The 12886-nt window shown below is 38.1% G+C and carries 10 protein-coding genes and 1 pseudogene; all 11 read left to right on the top strand.

Features of this window, described 5'->3' with window-relative positions; translation table 11 throughout:
- Positions 1 to 11: 11 nt before the first annotated feature.
- Complete coding sequence (gene rny / locus LRP81_RS02070; protein ID WP_230499586.1) at positions 12 to 1577, top strand: ribonuclease Y; 1566 nt, start codon at positions 12 to 14, stop codon at positions 1575 to 1577.
- Between the two features lie 129 nt (positions 1578 to 1706).
- Entirely contained in the window at positions 1707 to 2501 is a 795-nt protein-coding gene (locus LRP81_RS02065) for a TIGR00282 family metallophosphoesterase (protein WP_230499585.1), read from the top strand.
- A 133-nt stretch (positions 2502 to 2634) separates the two neighbouring features.
- Positions 2635 to 2895 (top strand): stage V sporulation protein SpoVS, encoded by a 261-nt coding sequence (gene spoVS, locus LRP81_RS02060; protein ID WP_010193268.1) that lies wholly within the window; start codon positions 2635 to 2637, stop codon positions 2893 to 2895.
- Between the two features lie 180 nt (positions 2896 to 3075).
- A complete protein-coding gene (locus LRP81_RS02055) occupies positions 3076 to 4056 on the top strand; it encodes a dipeptidase (RefSeq protein WP_399206964.1) in 981 nt (326 codons plus the stop codon).
- Positions 4057 to 4312: 256 nt separating this feature from the next.
- Entirely contained in the window at positions 4313 to 6046 is a 1734-nt protein-coding gene (locus LRP81_RS02050; RefSeq protein WP_317987025.1) for a 2-oxoacid:acceptor oxidoreductase subunit alpha, read from the top strand.
- On the top strand, positions 6047 to 6913 hold the full coding sequence (locus LRP81_RS02045) for a 2-oxoacid:ferredoxin oxidoreductase subunit beta (RefSeq protein WP_230499584.1): 867 nt from the start codon (positions 6047 to 6049) through the stop codon (positions 6911 to 6913). It abuts the gene before it with no gap.
- 381 nt (positions 6914 to 7294) lie between these two features.
- On the top strand, positions 7295 to 8335 hold the full coding sequence (gene tdh / locus LRP81_RS02040) for an L-threonine 3-dehydrogenase (RefSeq protein WP_230499583.1): 1041 nt from the start codon (positions 7295 to 7297) through the stop codon (positions 8333 to 8335).
- Positions 8336 to 8358: 23 nt separating this feature from the next.
- Positions 8359 to 9537: a glycine C-acetyltransferase gene (locus tag LRP81_RS02035; protein WP_230499582.1), complete on the top strand. Its 1179-nt coding sequence runs from the start codon at positions 8359 to 8361 to the stop codon at positions 9535 to 9537.
- A 644-nt stretch (positions 9538 to 10181) separates the two neighbouring features.
- Complete coding sequence (miaB, locus tag LRP81_RS02030) at positions 10182 to 11714, top strand: tRNA (N6-isopentenyl adenosine(37)-C2)-methylthiotransferase MiaB (protein ID WP_230499581.1); 1533 nt, start codon at positions 10182 to 10184, stop codon at positions 11712 to 11714.
- A gap of 3 nt (positions 11715 to 11717) precedes the next feature.
- Positions 11718 to 12152 carry a RicAFT regulatory complex protein RicA family protein gene (locus LRP81_RS02025; protein WP_230499580.1) on the top strand — a complete coding sequence of 145 codons (435 nt, stop codon included), beginning with the start codon at positions 11718 to 11720 and terminating at the stop codon, positions 12150 to 12152.
- Positions 12153 to 12279: 127 nt separating this feature from the next.
- Positions 12280 to 12761 (top strand): annotated as a pseudogene (locus LRP81_RS23430) (transposase zinc-binding domain-containing protein); the annotation flags it as partial.
- Between the last annotated feature and the right edge of the window lie 125 nt (positions 12762 to 12886).

Genomic DNA, 12886 nt, shown 5'->3' with positions numbered 1-12886 from the left:
GAGGTGTAATGATGGAAGATTATATGCTAATCATTATCTCCGCTTTGCTTGCCCTAATCGTCGGTGTAGTTGTTGGCTTTTATGTTCGTAAATCCATTGCAGAACAAAAGATACATGGCGCCAGAAGTGTAGCTGATCAAATTGTGGAAGATTCAAAGCGAGAAGCAGAGTCACTGAAAAAGGAAGCCCTTTTAGAAGCAAAGGACGAAATTCACAAGCTCCGAACGGAAGCGGAACGTGAGATTCGGGACCGTAGAAGCGAACTGCAAAAACAAGAAAATCGTTTAATGCAAAAAGAGGAGAATCTTGATCGAAAAGATGAATCGCTTGATAAGCGGGAAGTAGCATTAGAAAGGCGTGAAGATTCTTTAAACGATAGACAACAGCATATTGAAGAATTAGAAAGCAAAGCGGATGATATGGTGCGTAAACAGCAAGAAGAGCTAGAACGCATTTCTGCGTTAACGCGTGATGAAGCGAAGAATATCATTCTTGAACGTGTTGAAAACGAATTATCCCACGACATTGCTCTTATGGTCAAAGAAAGTGAAAACAGAGCGAAGGAAGACGCGGATAAAAAGGCAAGAGAAATTCTTTCCTTGGCTGTTCAACGTTGTGCTGCAGATCATGTAGCTGAAACAACAGTTTCCGTCGTTAACTTACCAAATGATGAGATGAAAGGGCGAATTATTGGTCGTGAAGGACGTAATATTCGGACGCTTGAAACTCTGACAGGTATTGACCTCATTATTGATGATACTCCAGAAGCGGTTATATTATCTGGTTTTGATCCAATCCGACGTGAAACTGCACGTATCGCATTAGATAAGCTGGTACAAGATGGACGCATCCATCCTGCACGCATTGAGGAAATGGTTGAAAAATCAAGACGTGAAGTGGACGAATACATCCGTGAAATGGGAGAGCAGACAACTTTTGAGGTTGGTGTACACGGTCTACATCCAGACCTGATTAAGATATTAGGTCGTTTGAAATTCCGCACAAGTTATGGTCAAAATGTCTTGAAACATTCGATGGAAGTTGCTTTCTTGTCTGGTTTAATGGCAGCAGAGTTAGGTGAAGACGCGACATTAGCACGCAGAGCAGGTTTGTTACATGATATTGGTAAAGCGGTTGACCATGAAGTAGAAGGAAGTCATGTGGAAATTGGTGTAGAGCTAGCAACTAAGTATAAGGAGCACCCTGTTGTAATCAATAGTATTGCTTCTCACCACGGTGATTCCGAGCCTACATCCATTATCGCAGTCTTAGTTGCTGCATCAGATGCACTTTCTGCCGCAAGACCTGGTGCTAGAAGTGAAACGCTGGAAAACTACATCCGTAGACTTGAAAAGCTGGAAGAAATCTCAGAAAGCTACGAAGGTGTTGAAAAGTCCTTTGCCATTCAGGCAGGTCGTGAAGTTCGTATTATGGTTAAACCGGATACAATTGATGACTTGGAAGCACACCGTTTAGCAAGAGATATCAGAAAGCGGATTGAAGAGGAATTAGACTATCCAGGACATATTAAAGTGACGGTTATTCGTGAAACGAGAGCTGTGGAATATGCAAAATAAAGTGGTGCTTGCACCGCTTTATTTTTTTTGGAGGGATGCAATGACTTTATCTAAAATGTTCATTTGCATCCTAATCATACATATGTAAAACTAATAACAAGAACCCTACGCAAGAAAGGAATTATCATATTGAGAATATTATTTGTTGGAGACGTAGTAGGTTCACCAGGAAGAAGCATGGTGGACGAATACTTACCAAAACTTAAAAGTAAATATAACCCTGCCGTAACAATTGTGAATGGTGAAAATGCTGCAGGGGGAAAAGGAATCACGGAAAAAATCTATCAAGGCTTCTTAAAAGCTGGCGCAAATCTTGTCACTCTTGGAAATCACACATGGGATAATCGTGAAATTTTCGAATTTATTGATGGGGCCAAATACATGATCCGCCCTGCGAATTTCCCCAGTTCAAACCCAGGGAAAGGAATTGCTTATTTACCTTTTGAAGGGAAGGAATTGGCAGTTATCAATCTACAAGGTAGGACCTTTTTACCTCCGATTGATTGCCCGTTTGAAAAAGCGGATCAACTAGTTGAAGAAGCCAAAAAGCGTACTCCTTTCATTTTTGTTGACTTTCACGCAGAAGCAACAAGTGAAAAGCTGGCTATAGGGTGGTATTTGGACGGTAGAGTAACAGGAGTAGTAGGTACACACACGCATGTCCAGACAAGCGACTACCGTATTCTTCCAGAAGGAACCGCATACATGACAGATGTCGGGATGACAGGCCCATATGATGGAATATTAGGGGTTCAAAAAGAAGCGGTTCTTAAGCGTTTTATAACAGCACTTCCAGTAAGGTTTGAAGTTGTAGAAGGAAGAGCGCAATTAAATGCAGTGTTAATTGATGTTGATATGAAGACTGGGAAAGCAAAGAAAATCATGCCAATCATTATTAATGATGACCACCCATTCTTTGATTGAATATTTAGATATTTATCTGATAGGTTAAGGAATACATCTCTCTCCTCCTGAATATAGTAGGAATGAAATTATTGCATTTCATTCACCTATGGATCTTTCATCATATAGTGCAAATGTTAAGGAGGAGCTAGAAATGGAAATATTAAAGGTTTCAGCCAAGTCTAACCCAAACTCGGTAGCAGGAGCTTTAGCAGGAGTTTTACGAGAACGTGGTGGTGCCGAGATTCAGGCAATTGGCGCGGGAGCATTAAATCAGGCTGTTAAGGCTGTTGCGATTGCCAGAGGCTTTGTTGCACCAAGTGGTGTAGATTTAATTTGTATTCCGGCTTTTACTGATATTTTGATTGATGGAGAAGAACGAACGGCCATTAAGCTTATAGTAGAGCCGAGATAAAAGGCTGTTTTCGTACATTAAGTTGCTTTTGGGTATGTTATCAGTAATTCCGGAGATGTTCTTTTCCTGCATTTAGTATTTTTTGAATTGTAGTGTGAAGAAATGCCCAACAGGCTATTTATTACGAGTAAATAGCGAAGAAAGATAAAAAAAATAAATTTTTTGCCTGTTTGCTTGAGTTTGCAAACAGGTTTGTTTATGTTAAAAGATGAAGTAAGAATGGAGGGAAATCAGCTGAAAATATTCGATGGGCATTGTGATGTATTGTGGAAGATGTGGGAAAACGATGATGTATCATTTAGTGATAATAATCATTTGCATGTTACGTGGGAAGGGCTAGAAAAGGGAAATGCTAAAGTGCAATGTTTTGCCATATATGTGCCAGAAAAAATTAAGGGAGAGTCTGCTTTTCAGGTCGCGTTAGAAATGGTGGCGATTTTTAATAAGAAAATACTAGACAGATATTCTAATATGAAACTAGTAACCAGCAAAAGTGACATAGACAGTTTGAAGGAAAATGAAATAGGTGCCATCCTTACATTGGAAGGTTGCGATGCAATAGGATCTGATTTGTCGCGTCTTCGAAAGCTTTACGGATATGGCGTGACGTCAGTTGGATTGACTTGGAACTATGGCAATGCAGTGGCTGATGGAATTCTAGAAACAAGAGGTGCCGGCCTAACAGAATTCGGAAAAAGTGTAGTGGAAGAGAACAATAAAAATTCTGTATGGACAGATGTATCGCATTTATCGATAAAAGGATTTTGGGATGTAATGGAGAGCGCGGACTATATCATAGCTTCCCACTCAAATTGCCATAAAATATGTAATAACCCAAGAAACCTTCTAGATGACCAAATAAAAGCGTTAATACAAAAAAATGCAGCAATAGGGGTGACTTTTGTCCCGCAATTTCTAACAGATTCACAAAAATGTACAATAACGGATATTCTCAAACATGTGGAACACTATTGTAGTCTTGGTGGTCTCCGTAATATAGGATTTGGATCAGATTTTGATGGGATTAGTAGTACGGTGGAAAATCTACATAGTTTTAAAGAGTATCATAATTTAGTCAACACTTTGTTGAAATACTATTCGGAAACTGATGTGAAAGGCTTTTTATTCGATAATTTCTACAATAAATATCCTAAGGTATAATCTTAAAAAAATAGAAAAGAAGAGGACAATATTATCTTGGTAAAATATCCAAATTTTTAGAATTAAATTTATTCAAATGCTTGTATTTTTAAAAGAATAAGTCTACAATGAAAGCGTTTAGTACATATACCGTAGTTCTTTCACGTAATAGTTATTTTTAAGTAGATGAAATATAGTTTATTAAAGAGAATAGTGCTACAATGAGAATTGTACTGTATATTCTGACAATGAACGTAATTAAAGGGGTGTAAGGCACATGATCAATCAACTTTCATGGAAAGTTGGAGGGCAACAGGGGGAAGGTATTGAAAGTACCGGTGAAATTTTCTCTATTGCATTAAACCGGTTAGGCTATTACCTATATGGGTATCGCCATTTTTCTTCACGTATCAAAGGGGGGCACACGAACAACAAGATTCGTGTAAGTACGACTCAGGTTCGCTCCATTTCAGATGACCTTGATATATTAGTAGCATTTGACCAAGAAACGATCGATGTTAACTACCATGAACTTCGTCAAGGTGGGGTCGTAATTGCAGATGCAAAATTCAAACCAACTATCCCTGAGGATGGCAAAGCGATATTATATTCTGTACCATTTACTGAGATTGCATCTGAATTAGGAACTTCATTGATGAAAAACATGGTAGCTGTCGGTGCGTCTAGTGCAATTTTAGACCTTGATGCTGAATCTTTCCGTGAAGTAGTGCAGGAAATTTTCGGTCGAAAAGGTGAATCCATTGTAGAAAAAAATATGGAAGCAATCCGAGCAGGTGTTCAATTTATTAAGGATCAAGGCGAAAGTGTCGAAACAATGCAGTTGGAAAAAGCAGACGGTAAAAAGCGTCTGTTTATGATTGGAAATGATGCAATTGCATTAGGTGCCATTGCTGCAGGATCCCGCTTTATGCCTGCATACCCAATCACTCCTGCTTCTGAAATTATGGAATACCTCATTAAAAAGCTTCCTAAATTTGGTGGTACAGTCATTCAAACAGAGGACGAAATTGCCGCTTGTACGATGGCAATAGGAGCAAATTACGCAGGTGTTAGGACGCTTACTGCTTCTGCTGGACCAGGACTTTCGCTTATGATGGAAGCAATTGGCTTATCTGGTATGACAGAAACACCTCTTGTAGTCGTTGACACACAGCGTGGAGGCCCAAGTACAGGTCTTCCTACGAAGATCGAGCAGTCTGACTTGATGGCGATGATCTATGGCACACATGGCGAAATCCCTAAAGTCGTGATGGCTCCTAGTACGGTTCAAGAAGCATTTTACGATACGATAGAGGCTTTTAATATTGCTGAAGAGTACCAAGTACCTGTAATATTACTTACTGATTTACAACTTTCTTTAGGGAAACAGTCTGTGGAACCTCTTGATTATAGTAATATTGAAATAAGACGTGGAAAGCTTGTTACAGATGATATACCTGCTACAGAAGACAAAGCTTATTTCAAACGTTATGAAGTAACAGAAGATGGAATCTCACCACGTGTGCTACCTGGAACGAAAAATGGCATTCACCATGTGACAGGTGTAGAACACGAACAAACTGGTAAACCATCTGAGGTCGCAGCAAACCGTCAAAGTCAAATGGACAAGCGACTAAGAAAATTAGATAATCTTACTTTTAACACACCAGTTTATGTCAATGCAAAGTATGAAAATCCTGATGTGTTAATAGTAGGTTTCAACTCCACTCGAGGTACAATTGAAGAAGCAATTGAAAGGTTGGAATTAGACGGAATAACTGCTAATCATGCGCAAGTACGTTTGATTCATCCATTCCCTACAGATGAGATTGCACCTCTAGTAAAAGCTGCGAAAAAAGTAATTGTTGTGGAATACAATGCTACTGGACAACTAGCAAGCATCTTAAAAATGAATGTTGGTAACCATGAAAAAATAAGTAGCATCTTGAAGTATGATGGAGATCCATTCTTACCGAAAGAAATCCACACAAAATGCAAGGAGTTGTTATAGATGGCAACGTTTAAAGACTTTCGTAATAATGTAAAACCAAACTGGTGTCCTGGGTGTGGAGATTTCTCTGTACAAGCTGCCATTCAACGTGCTGCTGCAAATGTCGGGTTAGACCCTGAGAACCTTGCTGTTGTGTCAGGTATTGGATGTTCAGGTCGTATTTCAGGATATATCAACTCTTATGGATTCCATGGAATTCATGGGCGTTCCCTTCCGATTGCCCAAGGTGTAAAAATGGCAAACAAGGATTTAACCGTAATCGCTTCAGGTGGTGATGGAGACGGATTTGCAATTGGTTTGGGGCATACAATCCATGCAATCCGCCGTAACATTGATGTAACTTATATTGTAATGGATAACCAAATATATGGCCTCACAAAAGGTCAAACATCTCCAAGAAGTGAAGTAGGATTCAAAACGAAGTCAACTCCACAAGGTTCCATTGAATCATCCTTATCTGTTATGGAAATGGCTTTAACTGCTGGAGCTACGTTTGTTGCACAAAGCTTCTCCACAGATTTGAAGGACTTGACTTCTTTAATTGAACAAGGAATCAATCATAAAGGGTTTTCTTTAATTAATGTTTTCTCCCCATGTGTTACATATAATAAGGTAAACACATATGACTGGTTTAAAGAAAACCTTACAAAACTCGCTGATATTGAAGGATACGACCCAAATAATAAAGTTACAGCAATGCAAACGTTAATGGAGCACAATGGACTTGTAACTGGATTGATTTATCAGAATACAAATCAGCCATCTTATCAAGATCTCATTCATAACTTCAGTGAAGATCCACTTGCAAAAGCAGATCTTCAATTAGGTAAAGAAGAGTTTAATCAATTAGTTAAAGAATTTATGTAATTAGAAAAGCATAAGTCATTGGAGCTGTTCTAATTTTAAAAAGGATACTTTCTTAACATGACCAAGGCCCTGGCAAAATTGCTAGGGCCTTTGTTTTCGAGCAAATATATGATTTGAAAATGAATTTAGGCATTCTCATAAATATTAAAATCATCTAAAGTCTGCAGTCATATATTATCGTTAAAAGGCAATGAAATGGAAGCGTTTTCTAAAAACTATTCTCCAAGTAATATATTTACTAAAAATATTGTAACTTTTTCATTTCACATAGCCATTTGTTCTTTTCAGGAGGACAGCATTATTTACACATAACCTTATAGATGGTACACTTTTACTAGTATTATATATTATTATTATTTTTCTAATAAGGGAGTGTTCTCTGTGAATGGAAAGATGAAAGCAATTATAAAGCATCACCGTGGATATGGAGCGGAGCTGCAAATGATAGATATTCCTAAAATTAAAGAGGATGAAGTTTTAATAAAAGTAAAGGCAACATCAATATGTGGGACAGATGTGCATATTTATACATGGGATGAATGGTCACAAAGCCGTGTCAACCCCCCATATGCCTTTGGACATGAATTTGCTGGCGAAATTGTAGAAGTTGGAAACAAAGTAACGAATGTTCAGTTAGGTGATCAAGTGTCCGCGGAAACACATATTGTATGTTACGAGTGCCCGCAATGTTTAACAGGAGATTATCATATCTGTAAAAATACCAAAATTATTGGGGTAGATACTCAAGGGTGTTTTGCTGAGTACGTCGCACTTCCTGCAGTAAACGTTTGGAAGAATCCAAAAGAGATGCCATACGATGTTGCTTCAGTTCAGGAACCGATGGGGAATGCTGTGCATACCGTGCTTGCTGGAGATGTTGCCGGTAAAACTGTTGCGGTTATTGGTTGTGGGCCAATTGGTATCATGGCAGTAGGTGTTGCGAAAGCAGCAGGTGCATCTCAAGTGATCGCTATTGACTTAAATGAATACCGTCTAGACCTAGCAACGAAAATGGGAGCTTCCACTGTCATTAATGCCAAAGAAAAAAATCCTGTTGATGAGGTTTTGAACTTAACCGAAGGCCACGGTGTGGATGTGGTTTGTGAAATGTCTGGTCATCCAATAGCGATGAACCAAGGCTTTAAGATGATTACGAATGGTGGAAGAGTGTCGATTCTAAGTCTGCCTGTTCGTCCAGTTGAGCTTGATATTACAAATGATATCGTGTTTAAAGGTGTTACTGTACAAGGAATAACAGGTCGGAAAATGTATTCAACATGGCAACAGGTTTCCCGACTATTAAAATCTGGTCAAGTAGATGTGCAACCAATGATTACGCATCATTTTCCATTAGAAGAATTTGAAAAAGGCTTCGATTTAATGATTTCAGGTCAATGTGGTAAAGTAGTTTTACATCCATAACGCTAAAATTAGGAGGGATAACCATGAAAGGTTTTGAGTATTTACAAGAAGAATTAGATCAAATGAAAGAACAAGGTACATTCCGTAAATTGGTACCACTTGAATCCGACCAAGGATCAAAAGTTGTTATCAACGGAAAGGAAGTAATTCAGCTTTCCTCCAATAATTATCTAGGTTTAACATCTCATCCCCGTCTCCGTAAAGCGGCGCTTGAAGCAGTAGAAAAATACGGAGCAGGTACAGGGTCTGTTCGTACGATTGCAGGTACTTTTACCATGCATGAAGAATTGGAAGAAAAACTTGCGAAATTTAAACATACAGAAGCATCCCTTGTTTTCCAATCTGGTTTTACAACGAACCAAGGAGTGCTTTCTGCGATTCTTTCACCTGAAGACGTTGTTATCTCTGATGCATTAAATCATGCTTCAATCATTGATGGTATCCGTCTTACAAAGGCTGCTCGTAAAGTATACAAGCATGTTGATATGGAAGATTTAGAACGTGCATTAAAAGAATCTGCTGATTATCGTAAGCGACTAATCGTAACAGATGGTGTCTTCTCCATGGATGGAAATATTGCTCCGCTTGATAAAATTGTAGAGTTAGCAGAAAAATACGATGCCCTTGTGATGGTAGATGACGCTCATGCTTCTGGTGTACTCGGGAAGAATGGAAGAGGTACCGTTAATCACTTCGGTCTGGATGGAAGAGTACATATACAAGTGGGAACTTTAAGTAAGGCAATTGGTGTGTTAGGTGGATATGTAGCAAGTTCCCGTTCATTAATTGACTATTTAATCCATAAAGGCCGTCCTTTCTTATTCAGTACTTCTCACCCGCCAGCGGTTACTGCGGCTTGTGATGAAGCAATCCAAGTATTATTGGAGGAACCGGAATTAATTGAAAAGCTTTGGGACAATGCTAACTTCTTCAAAGAAGGATTAATGAAGCTTGGGTTTAATACAGGAGAAAGCGAAACACCTGTAACACCAGTGATTGTAGGCGACGAGTCATTATGTCATCAATTCTCTGACAAACTACTTCAATATGGTGTATTCGCTCAAGGAATCGCGTTTCCAACTGTAGCAAAAGGATTGGCCCGTGTTCGTACAATCGTTACGGCTCAACATACGAAAGAAGAGCTTCAAGAAGCATTAAATATATTTGAAAAAGCAGGTAAAGAGCTAGGTATTATCCAATAATTAACATGCTCTTTTGAGTTTCTCAATTAACGAAACCAATTATTCGTTATACGAGTTTGAGGATTTCAATTATTTCCAATGACCAATTTTTTTCAGCTAAATGATTACTGAAAGGAGAGACACCATAAAGTGTCTCTCTCAGTGTGTAGACAAAGGTACATTTTTATTTAAATCAATGCAATTCCCTGTTGATCGTAGTGTAAGACGCGCAGACTCCTGCGGGAGGAAGGGACATGGGAAACCCCACAGGGCGCAGCCCGAGGAGGTTCCCGGACCGCCCGCGGAAAGCGAAGCGTCTGAAACGAAGATCAACAGTTAAATGCAAATCTAAAAATAATTTGGGTTTGTCAACAGTCTAGGAGAGACACCATAAAGTGTCTCTCTTCTTGTGTCAAAAATATGTCCTTTTCCGTAATCTTGTCTATAATTATTGTTTAAAAAGCCATAAAATTATATACTATGTTAATGTGTAGAGATTTTTTGTCTTTTTTATAAGAAGAAACTATTAGTAATTGAAGTTGGACAAAGCCATGCATTTTAGGAAAGAAGGTTTATGCATCCTTTTATGTACGCCGAGCTGTCTTATGCTAGATGAGGCTGGCTGAAAGGTGCTAACGCTTTTCTAATGGAAAGGAGTTTTCATAATGAATGAGAAACAAAGAGTGGAAAATGCACAAGTAGCGATTGGAAATCCATCGGACAAAAAATCCGAGAAGGATTTTAGTCAATACTTTCAAACTGTATATACTCCGCCGTCTCTGAAAGATGCGAAGAAACGCGGAAAAGAAGATGTAGCCTACCAAGAATTTGCTATTGATGAAGAATTTAGAGGTCTTAGGGACGGGAAGAAATTTTATATCCGAACATATGGCTGTCAAATGAATGAACATGACACAGAAGTAATGGCTGGAATATTTTTGAGTTTAGGTTATGAGCCTACTGACACTGTTAAAGATGCTGATGTCGTTCTACTTAATACATGTGCAATCCGTGAAAATGCGGAAAATAAAGTATTTGGAGAACTTGGTCATCTTAAGCCTTTAAAGAAAGCTAATCCGAATTTACTAATTGGGGTTTGCGGGTGTATGTCCCAGGAAGAATCTGTGGTAAATAAAATATTAAAAACATATGACCAAGTTGATATGATATTTGGAACTCATAATATTCACCGTATCCCTAACATTTTGAAGGAAGCATATATGTCCAAAGAGATGGTAGTGGAAGTGTGGTCAAAGGAAGGGGATGTCATTGAGAATCTTCCTAAAAACCGTAAAGGTGAAATTAAAGCATGGGTAAATATTATGTACGGCTGTGATAAGTTCTGTACGTATTGTATCGTTCCATATACACGAGGAAAAGAAAGAAGCAGGCGTCCTGAAGATATTATTCGTGAAGTTCGTCACTTAGCTGCACAAGGTTACAAGGAAGTTACGTTACTTGGACAAAATGTAAATGCATACGGAAAAGATTTTGAGGATATGAACTACGGACTGGGGGACTTAATGGATGAGATCCGAAAAATAGACATACCTCGTATCCGTTTTACAACCAGTCATCCTAGAGACTTTGACGATCGGTTGATTGAGGTGTTGGCTAAGGGTGGTAACTTACTAGACCACATTCATCTTCCAGTCCAATCTGGTAGTTCTGAAATCTTAAAATTAATGGCACGTAAATATGATAGAGAACGATATCTAGAATTGGTAAGGAAAATTAAAGAGTCAATGCCAAATGCAACATTAACAACAGATATTATTGTTGGTTTCCCGAATGAAACTGATGAGCAATTTGAAGAAACCTTATCATTATATCGCGAAGTGGAATATGACACAGCTTACACGTTCATTTATTCTCCACGAGAAGGTACTCCAGCTGCAAAAATGGAAGATAATGTTCCAATGGAGGTTAAAAAAGAACGCCTTCAACGCTTAAATGCACTAGTAAATGAAATCTCTGCAAAGAAATTAAAAGAATATGAAGGTAAGATAGTGGAAGTATTGGTCGAAGGGGAAAGCAAGAAAAACCCTGATGTTTTAGCGGGATACACAGAAAAAAGTAAGCTTGTTAACTTTAAAGCTCCTAAATCAGTCGTTGGTAAGATTATTAAGGTAAAAGTGACAAAAGCAAAAACCTGGACACTAGACGGTGAACTTGCAGAAAGAACATTGGAGGTATAAAATATGGAAAAGTTTACGAGAGAAGACATTGTAGCAAGAGCGAAAGAACTTGCACAAATGATTGCTAATACAGAAGAGGTAGAATTTTTCAAACGTGCAGAAGAGCAAATCAACGAAAATCAAAATATCAAAGAGAAAATTGCAAGTGTGAAAAGCTTGCAAAAACAAGCCGTTAACTTTCAACATTATGGGAAAGCAGAAGCGTTGAAAAAAACAGAAGAAAAGCTGGACAATCTTTTGAAAGAATTGGATGAAATTCCAATTGTACAAGAGTTTAAGTCTTCCCAAAGTGATGTGAATGACCTTCTACAATTAGTTTCTTCATATATTTCTAAAACAGTCACTGATGAAATCATTGTTTCAACTGGTGGCGATGTGCTACGTGGTGAAACAGGTTCATATGTAAAGAACACTCACTACGGAAGTAGTTGTTCATAATGAAGTTTACAGCATGGATGAATATTCGTGCTGTTTTTTTGTTGTTTAGGAAATTATAAAATAATCGAATTGTGGATAAGTGTCCGGTATAATTTATGATACATAAATAGTAATTGGAAGAATGACTATGAAAAACATCAAGAGTGGAGTTATTAAACAAATACTTAAAGATCATTTTGATGGTTATTGGAGAATGCATGGAAACTCGTACCCAGAAACATATCGTGATGATATTAAAGAAACGGTTCAAAAAGCGATTAGGTGTGGAACAACGGATCTTGGATATGCTCGATATGAATGTTTTGGTTGTGAAAAGAATTCCCAAACAAAGTTTGTATGCTTTACATGTAAGAGTCGTTTCTGTCATAAATGTGGTAAAAAGTACACCGATGATTGGTCAGAAAAACAACAGCAAATAATTTTAAATGTTCCTCATAGACATATGTTTTTACGATACCTAAGGAAATCAGAACGTTGGTCTTTCAAGATCGGAAAAAGTTGAACGAACTTAGTAAAAAAGTGTCCGAGCTATTCCAATTCTACTTTAGGAGAAAAAGTAAAAAAAGGCATCTTCAAGTTGGTGTGATTACCGTTATTCATACGTTTGGAAGTCTCTAGCGGAAGTGTATCATGGTGATTATGGATACTTGTATCACTATATGGACGATATGAAAATTATTAAAGCGAAAGGAATGAAGAAGAGTGGCAAAGAAAAAAGAGCTGGATGATAGTGA

Origin of the sequence: Sutcliffiella rhizosphaerae, from assembly GCF_917563925.1 — a bacterium.
Lineage (GTDB): Bacteria > Bacillota > Bacilli > Bacillales > Bacillaceae_I > Sutcliffiella_A > Sutcliffiella_A rhizosphaerae.
This window is presented reverse-complemented; position numbering and strand designations above follow the sequence as displayed.

What these genes read in the sequence shown, in the direction of transcription:
- rny (WP_230499586.1), top strand. Translation starts at nt 12, where the DNA reads ATGGAAGATTATATGCTAATCATTATCTCCGCTTTGCTTGCCCTAATC.
- spoVS (WP_010193268.1), top strand. Translation starts at nt 2,635, where the DNA reads ATGGAAATATTAAAGGTTTCAGCCAAGTCTAACCCAAACTCGGTAGCA.
- LRP81_RS02050 (WP_317987025.1), top strand. Translation starts at nt 4,313, where the DNA reads ATGATCAATCAACTTTCATGGAAAGTTGGAGGGCAACAGGGGGAAGGT.
- LRP81_RS02045 (WP_230499584.1), top strand. Translation starts at nt 6,047, where the DNA reads ATGGCAACGTTTAAAGACTTTCGTAATAATGTAAAACCAAACTGGTGT.
- LRP81_RS02035 (WP_230499582.1), top strand. Translation starts at nt 8,359, where the DNA reads ATGAAAGGTTTTGAGTATTTACAAGAAGAATTAGATCAAATGAAAGAA.
- miaB (WP_230499581.1), top strand. Translation starts at nt 10,182, where the DNA reads ATGAATGAGAAACAAAGAGTGGAAAATGCACAAGTAGCGATTGGAAAT.
- LRP81_RS02025 (WP_230499580.1), top strand. Translation starts at nt 11,718, where the DNA reads ATGGAAAAGTTTACGAGAGAAGACATTGTAGCAAGAGCGAAAGAACTT.